Source organism: Flagellimonas cixiensis, from assembly GCF_042134615.1.
Lineage (GTDB): Bacteria > Bacteroidota > Bacteroidia > Flavobacteriales > Flavobacteriaceae > Flagellimonas > Flagellimonas cixiensis.
Genome location: NZ_CP169639.1, coordinates 613,220 through 629,961, shown reverse-complemented (window position 1 = coordinate 629,961; position 16,742 = coordinate 613,220). Strand labels below are relative to the sequence as shown.

The window sequence follows — 16,742 nt, the reverse complement described above, 5'->3', positions numbered from 1 at the left end:
AGCGTATAGCAATGAAAAAGTATGTAATTGGATTGGATTATGGTTCGGACTCGGTTCGCGCAGTAATGATTGATTCACAGAATGGAGCGGAGCTTGCATCCGAGGTCTTTTGGTACCCACGTTGGAAGGAGCAGAAGTATTGTAAACCAGGAATCAACCAGTTTAGACAGCATCCTTTGGACCATATCGAAGGGTTGGAACATACCATTAAATCTGTAGTTGAGGAAAGTGCGGTGGCGCCCGAATCTGTATTGGGAATTTGTATTGATACGACAGGTTCATCGCCCATGCCGATTGCGGAAGATGGTACGCCTTTGGCTTTGGTTAAAGGATTTGAAGAAAATCCGAACGCCATGATGGTACTATGGAAAGACCATACGGCGGTAAAAGAAGCCAACGAAATCAACACCTTGGCCAGAAGCTGGGGAGGTGTGGATTACACCATGTTCGAAGGTGGAATCTATTCTTCTGAATGGTTCTGGGCCAAAATTTTGCACATTGCACGTCAAGATAAGCCCGTAATCGATGCCACGCACACCTGGATGGAACATTGCGATTTTATCACCTACCTATTGTCAGACAATAAAGATTTAAAAACCTTTAAAAGAAGCCGTTGTGCTGCGGGACATAAGGCCATGTGGCACGAAAGCTGGGGAGGTTTGCCAAGCAAGGAATTCTTGTCTCAACTGGACCCTTATTTGGCTGATTTAAAGGCTAGTCTCTACGACGAGACGTATACCTCCAACGAAATTGCAGGTCATTTAAACGAAGAATGGGCCGCAAAATTAGGCTTGACCACAAGCACTGTTATCGCAGTGGGAACTTTTGATGCCCATGCGGGTGCTGTGGGGGCCAAAGTGGACCATCATGCCCTTGTTCGCGTAATGGGAACATCCACTTGTGACATCATGGTATCTTCCAACGAAGCTGTTGGCGAAAAAACTGTAAAAGGTATTTGTGGACAAGTTGACGGATCCGTTATTCCTGGTATGGTAGGTCTGGAAGCCGGTCAATCTGCATTTGGTGATGTGCTGGCTTGGTTCAAAAACGTATTGCAATGGCCTATCGATAACTTGGTTTTGAATTCCAAAGTATTGTCTGAAGCTCAAAAGGAGGAATTAAAGGCTGAGGTAGAATCAAAATTTATTCGTGAATTGGCGGTTCAGGCAGAATCTATTCCTTTAGCCGAAACGGTACCTGTTGCTTTGGATTGGGTAAACGGGCGAAGAACCCCCGATGCCAACCAAGAATTGAAAAGTGCTATTTCAGGTATTTCATTGGGAACGAAAGCTCCACATATTTTCAAATCATTGGTAAATGCCATCTGTTTTGGTGCTAAAATGATCGTGGATCGTTTTGAGGAAGAAGGTGTGAAGATCGAGACCGTTATCGGAATCGGAGGAGTAGCACGGAAATCCCCTTTTATTATGCAAACTTTGGCCAATGTGTTGAACATGCCCATAAAAGTAGCTGAGTCTGATCAAGCTCCCGCTTTGGGTGCGGCCATATATGCAGCAGTTGCCTCGGGGATTTATGAAAACGTCATTGAGGCCAGTAAGGTAATGGGCAGTGATTTTGAAGCGGAATATTTCCCACAGGCATCTCAACTAGAGGTGTATGCCAAACTATTACAGGAATACAAAGATTTGGGAAGTTTTGTGGAGGAGCAAACCAATAAAAACAACTAAGTAATGAGTTCAAAATATAAATCTTTAAAAGAAGAGTGCTACGAGGCCAATATGGAACTCAATGCCCTAGGTCTTGTAATTTACACCTTTGGAAACGTGAGTGCCGTAGATCGTGACAATTCGGTTTTCGGCATAAAACCCAGTGGCGTGCCATATGAAAACCTTAAGCCAGAGGATATAGTGATTTTGGATTACGATAATAATATTGTTGAGGGTTCCCTTCGACCATCATCGGACACCAAAACACATAGTTATCTTTATAAAAATTGGGAAACCATTGGAGGTGTGGCCCATACCCATGCCATGTATTCGGTTTCTTGGGCGCAAGCTCAAAGAGACATTCCAATTTTTGGAACTACACATGCCGATCACCTTACCCAAGATATTCCTTGTGCACCGCCAATGGCCGATGCCTTGATAGAAGGGAACTATGAACACAACACGGGGATCCAGATATTGGACTGTTTCAAAGAAAGAAATTTGGATTACAATGAAGTGGAAATGGTTTTGATTGGAAACCATGGTCCATTTGCCTGGGGGAAAAATGCAGCCAAAGCGGTCTACAATACCAAAGTATTGGAAACGGTGGCCCAAATGGCCTATATAACGCTTCAGATAAATCCGCAAGCACCAAGATTAAAGGATTCACTAATAAAAAAACACTACGAGCGTAAGCACGGCAAAAATGCCTACTACGGTCAATAATTAATTTCAAGAACAATGAAAATTTCATCAAAAGAAATCTGGTTTGTAACAGGTAGTCAACATTTATATGGACCAGAAACATTGAAGCAAGTAGCCGACAATTCAAAAAGTATTGTCGAAGGCTTGAATGGAGCTGGAAAACTACCCTTGAACTTGGTTTTCAAACCCATTGTAACCACCCCACAAGAGATTACTGCCTTGTGTCGTGAAGCGAGTAACGACCCCAACTGTATCGGAATCGTAGCTTGGATGCATACTTTTTCACCAGCAAAAATGTGGATTGCAGGCCTTACGGTTCTCAGCAAACCGTTATGTCATTTACATACCCAGTTCAATGCAGAAATTCCTTGGGATTCCATTGATATGGACTTTATGAACCTAAACCAATCGGCACACGGTGACCGTGAATTTGGATTTATGATGTCCAGAATGCGCAAAAAACGCAAAGTGGTTGTAGGGCATTGGAAAGATGAGCGCGTACAAAGCAAATTGGCCATTTGGTCCAGAGTTGCCTTGGGTGTAGATGAGCTTAAAAACATGAAAGTAGCCCGTTTTGGAGATAATATGCGTGAAGTTGCCGTTACCGAAGGTGACAAGGTTGCTGCTCAAATGCGATTTGGTGTTGCCGTAAACGGATACGATTCTTCAGATATCACCAATATTATTGATTCTTTGAATCAAAAGGATATTGATCAATTGTTGGAAGAATATGAAGGCAGTTATACCTTGTCCGAATCACTTCAAAAAGGTGGGTCGCAACGCCAATCTTTGGTGGATGCCGCTAAAATTGAGATTGGCCTTAGAACCTTTTTGGATGAGGGCGGATTCAAAGCCTTTACCGATACTTTTGAGAATCTTGGTTCCTTAAAACAATTGCCAGGTTTGGCAGTTCAGCGTTTAATGGCCGATGGATATGGTTTTGGTGGTGAAGGAGATTGGAAAACTGCAGCCTTGACCAGAACCATGAAAGTGATGGCCGAAGGTTTGGAAGGTGGAACTTCCTTTATGGAGGATTATACCTACCATTTTACACCACAAAAAGATTATGTCTTGGGATCCCACATGTTGGAGATTTGTCCATCCATTGCCAGTGCTAAACCATCTTGCGAAGTACACCCATTGGGCATTGGAGGCAAGGAAGATCCTGTGCGTTTGGTTTTTGATTCGCCTGCAGGAGACGCTTTGAACGCTTCATTGATTGATATGGGCAACAGATTCCGTTTGATTGTAAACGAAGTGGAAGCAGTTGAACCTTTGGCCAATTTGCCAAAATTACCAGTGGCCCGTGTGCTTTGGGATGCCAAACCCAATTTAGACATCGCTGCAACCGCTTGGATTCATGCTGGAGGTGCTCACCACACAGTGTACACACAAGCTTTGACCACGGAATACTTGGAGGATTTTGCCGATATTTATGGAATTGAACTTTTGGTGATTGACGAAGACACCAAAATAAGATCTTTTAAAGACCAATTACATGCAAACGAAGCCTACTACCATCTGTTTCAACATGGGATGTAGCATAAAAAGTGTATCATGAAAATTAAAAAAACCAAGCCATTTATAGTTATACTTGCTGTTTTTATGGCAGCTAGTATAATAGGCTGTAAACAAACAAAAAAAGAAAGCGATTCAGAAGAAATGGAAACCGTGAAAACTGAACAATCAAATTTTGAAATCAAGGAAAGTGTCTTTGGTACTTTACCCGACGGACGTGAGGTGAAAAAGTTTGCAATGTCCAACGGATCAGGTATGGAGGTAGATGTAATCACTTATGGAGGAATCATCACCCGTTGGACCGCTCCAGATAAAAATGGGTTCTATGATGATGTGGTATTGGGATTCGATAATTTGGAACAATACCTTGAACCAAATCCATTTTTTGGCGCTTTGATTGGCAGGTATGGTAACCGAATTGCCAAAGGCAAGTTTTCTTTGGATGGAAAAGAATATACCTTGGCCACCAATGATGGTGAAAATCATCTTCACGGGGGAGAAAAAGGTTTTGATAAGGTACTTTGGGATGCCAAGTCTGAAAAAACAGATAAGGGAGCCCAATTGGTATTGACATATACAAGCGCAGATGGGGAAGAGGGCTATCCAGGAAAATTGGATATAACTGTAACCTATATGTTGACTGCAGATAACGCTTTCGATATTCAATATGAAGCGGTAACGGATAAACCAACCATTGTCAACCTTACACAACACACCTATTTTAATTTGTCTGGCATGTTGACCAAACCTGTTTTGGATCATGAACTGGTTTTGGATGCAGATGCCTTTCTTCCTGTCAATGGTGGATTGATTCCAACTGGTGAATTAAGACCAGTAACTGGAACACCTTTCGATTTTAACGAAGGAAAATTAATAGGTAAGGAGATTAACGCCGAAAACGAGCAATTGAAATTAGGCGGTGGTTACGATCATTGTTGGGTGTTGAACAATGCAGATCAAGGATATCGACTGATAGGTTCTGCGTATCACGGTAAAACAGGTCGTTTTATGGAAGTCTATACCGATGAGCCAGGCATTCAATTTTATAGTGGGAACTTTTTGGACGGAACTTTGCCAGCCAAAGGAGGTGGAACCTATGTTCAACGCTCTGGATTTTGTTTGGAAACCCAACATTATCCCGATAGCCCTAACCAAGAAGGCTTTCCATCAGTTCGTTTAAATCCAGGTGAAAAATATTCATCAAGAACCACTTATAAATTATCAGCCAAATAAACCACCTTTTATGAAAACACTGGATACTTTTGATTGGATCTCGATATCCATTTACTTTTTGGTCCTTTTGGGCATCGCCCTTTGGGTTATCAGAAAAAAAGAGAACAATACCGAAGATTATTTTTTGGCCGGTAGAAATGTAGGCTGGTTTGTGGTCGGTGCTTCTATTTTTGCTTCCAATATTGGATCAGAACACGTAGTAGGTCTTGCGGGTGCAGGAGCGGGTAACCGTTTGCCCATGCTGATCTATGAAATTCAAGCTTGGGTCGTATTGATCCTTGGTTGGGTTTTTCTACCGTTCTATGCACGGGCAGGGGTGTTCACCATGCCCGAATTTTTGGAAAAACGTTTTGATGCCAGAGCTCGTTGGATTCTATCCGTTTTCTCTATCGTTGCTTACGTACTTACCAAAATATCCGTGACTATTTATGCAGGTGGAGTGGTGGTTTCTGCTCTTCTTGGAATTGATTTCTGGACAGGAGCCATTGCAACCGTAGTATTGACTGGTATTTATACAGTACTTGGTGGAATGCGCGCTGTGGTCTATACCGAAACACTTCAAGCAATTATTTTGGTGATCGGTGCTGCCGCATTGACCATTATAGGTCTTGACCACGTAGGAGGTTGGGAAAGCATGAAAGAAACCGTGACTCCAGAATATTTAAATATGTGGAGAGCCGCTTCTGACCCAGATTTTCCTTGGCCACCTTTATTGATTGCGAGTACCATTACCGGTATTTGGTACTGGTGTACCGACCAATATATTGTGCAACGTGCCTTAACCGCGAAGAACATTAAAGAGGGTAGGAGAGGTACCATTTTTGGAGCTTTGTTAAAATTGTTGCCTGTATTCTTGTTCTTGATTCCGGGCGTGATTGCTTTGACCTTAAAAATGAGAGGTGAATTGGAATGGGATTCCCCAGATCAAGCGTTCCCGGTATTGATGAGTAATTTATTGCCATCTGGATTGAGAGGCTTGGTTGCTGCCGGTCTTTTGGCCGCTTTGATGAGCTCCTTGGCATCGGTGTTCAATTCTTGTTCCACCCTGTTTACCGTTGATATCTATAAAAAATTAAGACCCAACACACCAGAGAAGAAATTGGTGCGTACCGGGCAGATAGCCACTGTTATTGTGGTGATCATCGGTATTATTTGGATTCCGATTATGGCCAACATTTCTGGAGTACTTTACGAATACCTGCAAAGTGTACAATCCTACATTGCTCCTCCAATTACTGCCGTTTTCCTTTTGGGTATTTTCCATAAACGAATCAACGCCCAAGGTGCATTTGTAACTATGGTCACTGGTTTTGTTGTGGGTGCAGTTCGAATCGTATTGGAATTGGTCAAGGGTTCCTTGAATCCAGATGGATTTTGGTACTTATTGGGAGATATGAACTTCTTGTCCTTTGCCTCTTGGTTCTTCTTGTTCTGTGTAATCTTGATTGTTGTAGTAAGTTATGCCACCAAGGCACCATCCGAAGAGCAATTAAAGAACCTTACCTATGCGACTATTGACCCAGAAGAAAGAAAGAAAAACAAAAACAGTTACAACTGGAAAGACATTACCATTTCCATCGTTATCATAGCCATTGTGGTTTATGTAATGGTGTGGTTCAATGGTAAATAAACCGGATAGTTTATACGTAAAGGCCCCAACTTAAATTGGGGCCTTTTTTTTGCCGATAAGTTTTGGAGCATGGTTCCAAAAACATGAACAGATACAATGCCCGAAGTTGCTTAAACAGGAATCTCCTAAACCTTTAGACCATTGGGCTATCCTTTCTGATGAGTAGCGAACTTTGGAATATAATAGGTTTTTATCTTGATTTTTAGTAAATTATAGTCTGACCAAAGTCATTTTTTTTCGATGGACCAAGAGTTAACTTTGATTAAAATGAGATTGTCATGAGAACCGTCTTAATTCCAACAGATTTTTCAAAAAATGCTTTGCATGCCATAAAGTATGCCCAAGAACTATTCAAATGTGAACGGGCCTGCTTTTTTATTCTGAATGCTTATGCAGAGGAGGTCTATGGAGAATTTCACACTACTTCGGACAATGATATTGAAACATTTAAGGAAGAGAAGCGGGAAGGGGTCCAGAAAAAATTGGACCAATTATTGGATGCCGTTGTAGGTTCGCCCCCAAACCCCTTACATACTTTTGAAGCAATAGCCTGTTTTGATAACCTTGTTGATGGAGTTAACGATTTTGTTGATGAGATGAATATCGACCTAGTGGTGATGGGAACCAAAGGGGAGACTAGCGATCATAAAACCACTTTTGGAAGCTATACCATCGAAATTTTTAAATATGTGAAATGTCCTGTGCTGGCCGTACCAGAAGATTTTGACTATAAACAACCAAAGGATATTTTGTTTCCAACCGATTATATGTTGCCCTACAAGCGTAGGGAATTGAAATTGTTGGATGATATGGCAGGTAAGTTCAAATCGAAAATCCATTGTCTGTATATTACCGATTTTGAAGAATTGAGTTTGAGACAAGCAGACAACAAACTTTTTTTGGAACAAACCCTGTCTCGCCCCTATGTACTTTTTGAGACCACTTCGGTCAAAAACAAGGCAGAGACCATTTTGGAACAATTAGAGGAAAAAGATGCTGGCATGTTGGTGATGGTCAATTCCAGACATTCGTTTTTTGAAGATATGTTGTACAGGTCCACCGTTGATTTATTGGGCTTGAAGGTGAAAGTGCCATTTTTGGTCATGCAGAATTTAAAACGTTGAACCATGAAAAAGAAACGGGTCATATTGCCTACGGATTTTTCCCAAAATGCGTGGAACGCCATTACATATGCCCTAACTATTTTTAAAAACGCCCCCTGTGATTTCTTTATTTTAAACTCATACCAAATTGGAGCATCATCCTTATCCACTAAAATGGCCGGTGCCAATAGTACCAGACTGTACAATTTAATGAAAGAGGAATCGGAGCGAGGGTTGGCCGCAATTTTGGAGAAAATAAAGCAATGGGATAGCCATCCTGAGCATACCTTTACAACCGTTTCCATTGCAGATAGTTTGGTCAATGCCATCGGAAAGGTAGTATATCGGGAAGAAGTGGATTATGTGATCATGGGAACCACAGGGTCATCGGGCTTAAGAGAGGTTTTTATGGGAAGTAACACCTATAAAATCATTAGAGAAATTGATTTTTGCCCGGTTATTGCTGTTCCTGCAGCGTATAAAAATGAAGGGAGCATTAAGGCTATTTTATTGGCCACTGGGTATGACCATTTGTTTGAAGCTTACGAGTTACAGCCTATTTTGAGCTTGGCGAAGTATTTTAATTCCAAACTTTACGTTACTCATGTCGGAGATCTTGAAGGATTGTCTGCCGAGCAAAAAGGTTCACAAGATGCATTAAAAAATCTTTTGGCCGATGTTGATTTTGAAATTGTTGATGTTGACAGAAATGCCAACGTGACCCAATCCATTCAGAAAATGGTGGATGAAAACGAAGATATTGATATGGTGGCCATGATCAACCACGGAAGAGGATTCTTTCAACGGTTGACCCGTGAACCCGTCATCAAAAAAGTATCATTTGATTCCCGTGTGCCCTTTTTGGTCATCGACCTGTTTGAATAAATTACAAATACGATTTTGCCAATTGAACCAATTCGGCTTTTTGCAGCACTCCAGATTGTCTCCAAAGTTGTTTGCCCTCTTTAAAAAACATTAATGTGGGCACTCCCCGTACCTGGAATGAGTTGGCAAGACCTTGATTTTTATCCACATCAATCTTTACAATTTTTAGATCATCGCCCAGCTCATCTTTTACCTGCTTTAAAATGGGAGCCAACATTTTGCACGGTCCGCACCACTCCGCAGAAAAATCGACGAGCACCAATTGCTCGGAATTGATCAAAGTAGAAAAATTACCTTTCATATCGCTACAATTTGGAACGCAAGTTAAAAATTAGGTGGGGCAATCTTGGTAATTAAAGTTACAATAGAAATCTGAAATAGCCAGATTGGAATATCTTCCTCGGTCTTTTTGCTATCTTTATTCGCTGCACATAAAAACAAACTAGAATTCAATGTTTAAAAAGTTACCCGTACTACTATTCGGTGCCCTATTTCTGGCAACATCCTGCAAAGACAATTCGGAAAAGATTAAAGATCAAACTTGGCGCACCAAGAAAGAGGCTATTGCCAATGAAACTCACAATCAATTGTTGGATGTGGAGAAAGAGCAAGGATGGGAGTTGCTTTTTGATGGTGAAACCTTAAACGGATGGCATGTGTACAACAATCCTGAAGGGCCATCGGTGTGGGAAGTAAAAAATGGAGAAATCCATTCGGTGGCCGATGATGAATCGTTGACCGCTGGCGACCTTTTGACGGATAAACCCTATGAGAATTACGAGTTGACCTTGGAGTGGAAAATTGCATCTCGGGGTAATAGTGGCATTTTTATGAATGTGCAGGAGCGTGATGATGTGCCCACGGCTTGGCAAACTGGTCCCGAATATCAAATTTTGGATGCGGATCATATGGATATCAATGTTGCGGAAAAAAATCCGGGCTGTTTGTATGTTTTTATGCCACAAGCCAATCCGGCTGAAATGAAAAAAGGTGAATGGAACCAAACTCGCATCAAGCAGGTTAATGGGAAGGTGGAGTTCTATTTGAATGGGGTTTTAACCGCTGAAGAAGACTTTAATTCTCCCGAATGGAAGGACAAAATCCAATCGACCCATTTTGAAAAATATCCTGAATTTGGAAAGGCCACCGAAGGTAAAATAGCCCTGCAATATTGGTATTTTGAAACATGGTTCAGGGATATTAAAATCCGGGAATTATAAGTTTACAACGGTACTGTTCATAATTTGTTAGGGTTCCATTTTGGAATTGATATGCAGTAAAAGACCTTCCAAAATCTCATCTTTTTCATCCAATAAATGATCTTGAATTATGATATCTGGAATGACGCCCTTTGGCTCTGTATTGCCATTGACCCTAATTATTCGACCTTTTGAAATATTGACTGGGATTTTAGTGTTGGGTAATTCAAAATGGAAAATGGATGCGATGAGCGATGGGTATTCACCAGTTTCCTCTCCTACGATGGTCCCAAATCCATGATCTTGAATTTGAGCCGCTGTCACTGTCGATTGCGAATGTGATTGTCGATTTACCAGCACATACACCTTTCCGGTAAACCTTTTGGCTTCCGATTGTGGCTCGTAATTATCGAAGGGATATTCGTAAATTTCGCCATCTTGGCGCGTTAATACCTCTTTCCAAAAAACCTTAGTGGTATCGTACTGTTTTCGAACGTGCTCCTTTAAAATTTTACTGGTTTTAAGTTTGAAACTGGAGTTCCATGAAAAAGGTTTATTCGCAATGTAGGAGACCAAATAATCACTAAAAGAGTCGTCACCGCCGGGGTTGTTTCTTAAATCGATAATGAGGTTTTTGCTCTTTTGATTTTTGATGACTGCAAAGGAAGAATCTATAAATTGACGGTACTTGGGTTCATCCCCACCAAACCCTCCAGGGTTTAGATATGCTGTATCATCCAATATTTTTAGGTCCATTTGAGGTTGAATCACTTCAACTCGTTTCATCTCATAATCATCTATCAAATTAATGGCAGGCAATTTATAGGGTGTGACAACTCCATTTTCCTTTATTTCCACCGTGAACTGGTCCTGTTCACCAAATACCTGCCAATACAATCTAGGGAATGAGGTCAATTCAATTTTGGCTTTTTTAAAATACATTCGCTCTGCGGAAATCAGGGGATACATCTTTTCCAATATTTCCCTAATAGAGTGGCCATTGATGGATATAATTTCACTGCCCAATGTGATATGTTCGTTGTTTGACCAGTTCTTGCGTACCAGGGATTTTCCATTTTCAAAAGCAATTTCCAACGGAAATAAAGTTCCCCCGGCATAAGCATATTCCCTGTAGGACGCTCCTGGAAAGGATATGAAAGTATGTCCATTGTCCACCTTTGAAATAACTTTTTGAAATAAGGAAGTGGTTTTTAAAAGATTGAAGCTGTCTTTTTGAATTTGGCTGCGAACAGCCTCGTAATGGGCTTCAAATTCAGCTTTTGGTGTATAGAAGTATAGATTGTAATGCGCTTCTTCCAACGCACTCTTTAAATGGGACAAATCTTCCAGCACCTCTTTTTTAGAGAATTGATTTTGGGCGAACAACCCATTAATTGGCAGCGTTAAAAGTAATAGGAAGTACGAGAATCCTTGAATTTTGGAGACCATATTTATGCGTATTTAAATTTACCGCAAAATTAGATTTCAAATAGGTTTGAAGCGACCGAATGCTTCTATTCGGACTCATTTTTTAATTGCTTTATGTACGCACTGGGCGTTTTTCCAGTCGATTTTTTAAAGACGTCGTTGAAGGTCGATTTTGATTTGAACCCACATTCAAAAGCATGGCCGAGCAGTGTTAGTTTTTCACTTTCGGGTGCTTTCATGCGTTTTTTGAAGGCTTCAATGCGATAGTCGTTCACAAACTCATAAAAGTTTTTGGAAAAGCTACGGTTAATGATTTGGGATACTAATTTTGGGTTCATTTCCAAAAGCTCAGCAAGCTTTGTTAAATCGAGGTCTGGGTCCAGATAGGGCTGTTGCGTATCCATAACCTCTCTAATTTTTTGAGCAAGTTCGGGTTGAGGTGGCTTTACCTCGGATTTTATTTTTTTTGTGGCATAACCAGATGTTTCTGTTTGTGCCTTTAGGTAACTTTTAAAACCAATCCAGTAGGTTACTATGGCCAATCCCACAAACGCGGGTAAGAAATAGGATTCTTTTAAACTTCTATCAAACACAAATCGGTCAATCTCGGATAAGAGATTCCAACCTATCCAGAACCCAGAGAATACTACGATGGGAATTTTTAACCATCTCAAGGTTTTGTCCTCCAAATTGGAAAAGTTTTCTTTTAGCCAAATTTGATGTTTGATTAAAATCCGCAAAGCTAAAATAGTATAAACGGTAATGGAAATAATACCCAGCCATTGCTCGGCCAAATAGATTTTGGTGTATGGATGTACCGGGTTTTGGTACATGCCATCTGCCCCTAGTCGGTAAAAGACGGTTCTGTAAAAGACAAACTCCAATAGTACGGGAATAAAATGAATCATGTCCCTTTTGGAGAATTTGAAACCAGTATCGGTAACACTTTTGGTATAAAAATATAGGGCAGGGCCAATGCCGTATAATAGTTCCAATTGTACATACCTAAAAGTATCCATCATACCGTAACCCTTAAGTACATTTACAAGGGCAATGTTGAATGCCATTAAGGCAAAAAAGAAAATGAGGAGCGATAAGAAAATATTGGATTGGCTTCGCGGTCGTTTCAAAACCAAAAGAATACCCAGTACAATCGCTTGTAGGGCAAAAACAAAAATAATGGTCGTTAAAATTGGATTGGGTGAAGTCATCGAAACACGAAGTTAGCCAATTTCCAAAGTAAAATATTACTTCGGAAAATTTGGCTCCTCGTTACGGGTGTTCTCGAAAAAGAGTTGGAAAAATTAATATTCCAAACGTTGGCGATTCAATAAAACCTTGGCATAATCCCTGGCCATTTTATCGCCATAATCTTCATAGGATTTTCTTGCCCATTGTAGGGCCAAATCGGTATCTCCCATTACTTCGTGGGCAACGGCTATATTGTAAGCTGCCCTTCCCGCCGATTTACTGGTGCGGTCGTTGGCTATATCTGTCCAAATAGCAATGGCATCCTTCCAATTGGCCACCTCGGTACGTCTCCAACCCGCATGAAAGGCATTTTTGTCCCGTCCTTTTCCTTTTTTGTACATATCGCGACGCACGCTATAATAACTTGGAAGAAATCTACCGGCATAATCCATACCAGACGAATAGGCCACTTCCGAAAGTGAAGAAAAAGGAATGGCACTGCTCAATACATCTATTTCGGTATAATAGTTTTGCTGAAATTGATCTATTATGGTATTGGAAACTGGGTAGTACAAACGCCAGTAACTTTTAATGTTCACTCGTGCACGTCTAGGAATTCGTCCACTGGTTTTTCCTGTTTGCAATACGGATGAAACTTGCTCCACGACATTGTTTAGAACAAAGTCGGTGTTTGAGTCAAAGTTTTCCAACACCAAAAGTACATCCGCACCGGTTTCGTTACATATTGTTCGTACTTGGTCCCAGTCTAAAAGTTCAGGGGTCACACGAGTTCCTGTTCCTTCCAGTCGGGTGGTAGAGGGCATTTTTACGGTAAGATGGTGACTGTTTCGTAGTCCATCAAAAATGCCTTTCAGGGCATCGTCAGAAGCCAATTTATCTGAACCAGCTACTTCACCAGTGGCAATGGATTCCAATGTTTTGTTGGATTTATCTTCCTCTTTGGTCAACGAACGGTTGACAACGGCAATATTGTTAATGCCTTCAGGTAATATCATGGCAGGTTCTTGGGGGTAATTTAGATTTACATAACCAGAACTGGCACACGAAACCAAAGAAATGGCAATTACTGTGAGTAGAAAAAGGTTGAAATTTTTCATAATAGTAAGTTTTGGTAATGAGGAAAAAACAACAAGCATGCCAAAAAAAGGTCTATACCATTTTACCAACTACATAAACGAGGGAAAAGCTTTATTATTTTTTGAAGATAGAAACAGAGGAAATTTGGCGGATTTCCTTTAAAAAGAATTGAAAATCAATTTAATGGAAATCGCAAAGTATAAACCCTAAAACCTTGTGGATTGTCTACATGCATTAGGGAGACTGTTCCAACTTTAAAAATAGCCACTCCACTGTCACATGCAGTTATTTTCAAAGTAGCATCTTTTGTATCAGCCTTGGCCACGAAATTAAAGGATAGGTTTCATATGCGTCCGTAATATCGGTAATGGATTGCTTATGACCGGAGCCTACGCCCCAAACAAAGGCTTACTTAAATAAAAGCTCTGTTGCTTCCAGACCAAAGTATGCGCCCAGAATGCCTTTTAACTTTTTAGGGAAAGCACGGATTGTTTAAAACTAAGCTCCGTGTTCTGATCAAGTTGCAGCATTGGTGTTCATGGTAACCACTTTAGGGCCACTTACAGGTTTCTATTTTTGATAGAACAATCATGTTTTTAGGAGCCCATTGCGAGGTGCTGTTTGAAATGTAATGTATACTTTATTAAGACACCGAATTGATTTTGATCAGTTGCTCGGTCTCTTTGTCAACATATAATTTGTTTTGTAGTTCCCTTCCCATTTCGTTCCATTGTATGTGCATTACATCATCATCTTTTAGTTTAATTTGTTTTCCATAGCTAAATGCATCTGCGCCAAAAAAATGAATGTGGCCTGTTTGTGGTATGCGGTGGTTTTTGTATTTAAAATGGTGGTACTCCAAATTGGATAGGCTATGGCACATATTTCCCTCACCTGTTTTTATTTTTTCTTCCCAATAGGTTTGGTTGTTCCTTGAAATGGAGACTTTACCCTCAATATTTTTGAAAGTCGCATCGATGACCAACTCAGGACCAATGGAACAATTTCTGATTTTAGAGGGGGCCAAGTACAAATAATTCTTGCTTTCCATTATATGGTCCGAGAATTCATTGGCATTTGTAAAACCGATTCTCCACGGATTTCCTTCTTCATCAATGAAGTAGATTCCTGCAATTTCCGGTTCTTCACCGCCATCATCGCCATAGGATGGAATGGTCAATGTTTCTCCATGGGCCTTTAATACAACACCTGTGCCTTTGTAAAACCATTCAGGTTGAACCCCGATTTCTCCCACTGGTGGGTGTCCAGATTCCTCTCCCATTTTGTACATTTTCATACTATCGGTGAGTTGGTCTTCCTGGATTTGATCATGCATTTTATTCCGGTTTTCTGCACTGGCCTTATGGGTTAGACCGGTACCGGCCAATAGAACTTTGGTCGGGTCCATAGGATGATCAAAGGAGGGCAATAATTTCCAGTCGGATGCTAGATTGTATATTGGATCATAGGAAAGAACAGTGTCAGTAAGATTTTTATCTACAACTTTACTGAGGTTGCCATTGTTTTTAAGGGCATCGTTAACCAGATCAAAAATGGATTTAAAGTTGGCGATAATGCGTAAGTTGGGTTCTTCAACCTTTGCTATTTTTCGACCCTCTTTGGGGTGAATAAGTTGTACCAGTCTCATCATTTTATTGATTTTGTTTAATGAAATTCAAGTATCGATATTTAAACACTAATTGGATGTGCATATACGGTCATTAGATGAATTGGGATAGGATAAATATGGAGCAAATTGCCACAATTCCAACGATAAGTGCCCCAAACGTATAGAGTTTATATCCGGTCTTTACATCCATTCCTGTAAGTTGTGTTACAACCCAAAAGCCACTATCATTAGCATGTGGAACCACCATGGCACCAGCACCTACTGCCAAAACCAATAGAGCTTTATCAATCTCTGTTGTAAAACCTAATGTGGGAAGCAGAGGCACTATGATTGAGGCTGCTGTGATCAGGGCTACGGTTGAGGAACCTTGGGCGGTTTTGATGGCGGCGGACAATAAAAAGGGCAACCATATGCCGAGACTTAATCCCGCAAGGGAGTCTGCCATGATACTCACCATTTCTGAATTTTGCAATATTTTGCCAAAAATCCCTCCGGCCCCAGTGATCAATACAATTATTGAAGCGTCCATTAATGCCTTTCCTACCCAACCTGAGGCTGAAAGAAGCTTGGTGTCAAATTTTTTGGGCAATAAAAAAGACAATACCGCTCCGATGATAAGGGCAATTGTTGGGTTCCCAATAAATGAAATGACGTTATACCACTCTAAATTGTTTACCTCGTTTCCTACATTGAACTCAATCAGTGATTTTGCAACAATTAATAGAATTGGGACCACAATGGGAAGAAATGATTTAAAGGTGCTAGGTGCATCTTTAATTTTTTGCTCTATTTCTTCAGGGGTAATTTCGGGATTGGGTTCGATATAGGTTTTAGCGGCAATCTTCTTGGAATAAATGATGGCCGCGATAAGCGCTGGAATACTCACGATAAAACCAAAAAGCATAACCAATCCAATGTCTGCATCCAATATTCCAGCTGCGGCAATGGGTCCAGGGGTGGGCGGAATTAGAACATGGGTGATTAGGAGTCCCAAAATCAAGGCGATTCCAGTTCCCGCTAGAGATAACTTTGCCTTTTTCGTCAGCGATTTGTTTAGGGGGGTGAGAATGATAAATCCACTATCTGAAAAAACGGGAATGGAAACAAAATATCCAATAATGGCCATTGCCTCATGAACCCTTTTTTTTCCGATTACCTTAACCACCATATTGGCCATTTTATAGGCGCCCCCTGAATTTTCCAAAAAAGCTCCAATGATTACACCGAGCAATATGATCAATCCAATTTTTCCCAGAGTAACTCCAAAGCCTTCTTCAATGGAAACTAAAATCAAATCCAAGGGCATTCCGGAAAACAGACCAAAAAACAACGCTGCGGCCAATAAGGCCAAGAAAGGATGAATTTTAAACTTTGAGGTCATTAAGATGATGAGGGCGATGCTCAAAGCAAGCAATAATATACTCATGGGTTGGAATTTGATTTAATCGTTATTGT

The 16,742-nt window shown here is 40.7% G+C and carries 14 protein-coding genes; 8 read left to right on the top strand and 6 right to left on the bottom strand.

The window, feature by feature from the left end:
- Positions 1-11 precede the first annotated feature (11 nt).
- From ABT310_RS02760 to ABT310_RS02730, 7 genes are all read left to right on the top strand, one after another.
- Positions 12-1,688, top strand: coding sequence for a ribulokinase (locus ABT310_RS02760; protein WP_375325241.1), 1,677 nt, complete (start codon positions 12-14; stop codon positions 1,686-1,688).
- A gap of 3 nt (positions 1,689-1,691) precedes the next feature.
- On the top strand, positions 1,692-2,393 hold the full coding sequence (locus ABT310_RS02755; protein WP_375325240.1) for an L-ribulose-5-phosphate 4-epimerase: 702 nt from the start codon (positions 1,692-1,694) through the stop codon (positions 2,391-2,393).
- A gap of 15 nt (positions 2,394-2,408) precedes the next feature.
- Entirely contained in the window at positions 2,409-3,914 is a 1,506-nt protein-coding gene (gene araA / locus ABT310_RS02750; RefSeq protein ID WP_375325239.1) for an L-arabinose isomerase, read from the top strand.
- Positions 3,915-3,929: 15 nt separating this feature from the next.
- Entirely contained in the window at positions 3,930-5,123 is a 1,194-nt protein-coding gene (locus ABT310_RS02745) for an aldose epimerase family protein (RefSeq protein ID WP_375325238.1), read from the top strand.
- A gap of 10 nt (positions 5,124-5,133) precedes the next feature.
- Positions 5,134-6,753, top strand: coding sequence for a sodium:solute symporter (locus ABT310_RS02740; protein ID WP_375325237.1), 1,620 nt, complete (start codon positions 5,134-5,136; stop codon positions 6,751-6,753).
- A 278-nt stretch (positions 6,754-7,031) separates the two neighbouring features.
- Positions 7,032-7,877, top strand: coding sequence for a universal stress protein (locus ABT310_RS02735; protein ID WP_375325236.1), 846 nt, complete (start codon positions 7,032-7,034; stop codon positions 7,875-7,877).
- A 3-nt stretch (positions 7,878-7,880) separates the two neighbouring features.
- The gene (locus ABT310_RS02730) at positions 7,881-8,741 is read left to right on the top strand and encodes a universal stress protein (RefSeq protein WP_375325235.1); all 861 of its coding nucleotides are present in this window, start codon (positions 7,881-7,883) and stop codon (positions 8,739-8,741) included.
- A 1-nt stretch (position 8,742) separates the two neighbouring features.
- On the opposite strand, the gene trxA is transcribed toward ABT310_RS02730, so the two are convergent.
- Positions 8,743-9,042, bottom strand: a complete 300-nt coding sequence (gene trxA, locus ABT310_RS02725; RefSeq protein ID WP_375325234.1) for a thioredoxin — start codon at positions 9,040-9,042, stop codon at positions 8,743-8,745.
- 151 nt (positions 9,043-9,193) lie between these two features.
- On the opposite strand from trxA, the gene ABT310_RS02720 reads away from it, so the two are divergent.
- Entirely contained in the window at positions 9,194-9,961 is a 768-nt protein-coding gene (locus tag ABT310_RS02720; RefSeq protein ID WP_375325233.1) for a DUF1080 domain-containing protein, read from the top strand.
- 27 nt (positions 9,962-9,988) lie between these two features.
- On the opposite strand, the gene ABT310_RS02715 is transcribed toward ABT310_RS02720, so the two are convergent.
- From ABT310_RS02715 to ABT310_RS02695, 5 genes are all read right to left on the bottom strand, one after another.
- The gene (locus ABT310_RS02715; protein ID WP_375325232.1) at positions 9,989-11,389 is read right to left on the bottom strand and encodes a S41 family peptidase; all 1,401 of its coding nucleotides are present in this window, start codon (positions 11,387-11,389) and stop codon (positions 9,989-9,991) included.
- A 65-nt stretch (positions 11,390-11,454) separates the two neighbouring features.
- A complete protein-coding gene (locus ABT310_RS02710) occupies positions 11,455-12,579 on the bottom strand; it encodes a helix-turn-helix domain-containing protein (protein WP_375325231.1) in 1,125 nt (374 codons plus the stop codon).
- Between the two features lie 93 nt (positions 12,580-12,672).
- On the bottom strand, positions 12,673-13,677 hold the full coding sequence (locus tag ABT310_RS02705) for a DUF6340 family protein (RefSeq protein ID WP_375325230.1): 1,005 nt from the start codon (positions 13,675-13,677) through the stop codon (positions 12,673-12,675).
- Between the two features lie 623 nt (positions 13,678-14,300).
- Positions 14,301-15,308, bottom strand: a complete 1,008-nt coding sequence (gene araD1 / locus ABT310_RS02700) for an AraD1 family protein (protein ID WP_375325229.1) — start codon at positions 15,306-15,308, stop codon at positions 14,301-14,303.
- A gap of 70 nt (positions 15,309-15,378) precedes the next feature.
- Complete coding sequence (locus tag ABT310_RS02695; protein WP_375325228.1) at positions 15,379-16,713, bottom strand: GntP family permease; 1,335 nt, start codon at positions 16,711-16,713, stop codon at positions 15,379-15,381.
- Positions 16,714-16,742 lie beyond the last annotated feature (29 nt).

Coding starts and splice junctions, on each gene's coding strand:
- ABT310_RS02760 (WP_375325241.1), top strand. CDS start 12: ATGAAAAAGTATGTAATTGGATTGGATTATGGTTCGGACTCGGTTCGC.
- ABT310_RS02755 (WP_375325240.1), top strand. CDS start 1,692: ATGAGTTCAAAATATAAATCTTTAAAAGAAGAGTGCTACGAGGCCAAT.
- araA (WP_375325239.1), top strand. CDS start 2,409: ATGAAAATTTCATCAAAAGAAATCTGGTTTGTAACAGGTAGTCAACAT.
- ABT310_RS02745 (WP_375325238.1), top strand. CDS start 3,930: ATGAAAATTAAAAAAACCAAGCCATTTATAGTTATACTTGCTGTTTTT.
- ABT310_RS02740 (WP_375325237.1), top strand. CDS start 5,134: ATGAAAACACTGGATACTTTTGATTGGATCTCGATATCCATTTACTTT.
- ABT310_RS02735 (WP_375325236.1), top strand. CDS start 7,032: ATGAGAACCGTCTTAATTCCAACAGATTTTTCAAAAAATGCTTTGCAT.
- ABT310_RS02730 (WP_375325235.1), top strand. CDS start 7,881: ATGAAAAAGAAACGGGTCATATTGCCTACGGATTTTTCCCAAAATGCG.
- trxA (WP_375325234.1), bottom strand. CDS start 9,042: ATGAAAGGTAATTTTTCTACTTTGATCAATTCCGAGCAATTGGTGCTC.
- ABT310_RS02720 (WP_375325233.1), top strand. CDS start 9,194: ATGTTTAAAAAGTTACCCGTACTACTATTCGGTGCCCTATTTCTGGCA.
- ABT310_RS02715 (WP_375325232.1), bottom strand. CDS start 11,389: ATGGTCTCCAAAATTCAAGGATTCTCGTACTTCCTATTACTTTTAACG.
- ABT310_RS02710 (WP_375325231.1), bottom strand. CDS start 12,579: ATGACTTCACCCAATCCAATTTTAACGACCATTATTTTTGTTTTTGCC.
- ABT310_RS02705 (WP_375325230.1), bottom strand. CDS start 13,677: ATGAAAAATTTCAACCTTTTTCTACTCACAGTAATTGCCATTTCTTTG.
- araD1 (WP_375325229.1), bottom strand. CDS start 15,308: ATGATGAGACTGGTACAACTTATTCACCCCAAAGAGGGTCGAAAAATA.
- ABT310_RS02695 (WP_375325228.1), bottom strand. CDS start 16,713: ATGAGTATATTATTGCTTGCTTTGAGCATCGCCCTCATCATCTTAATG.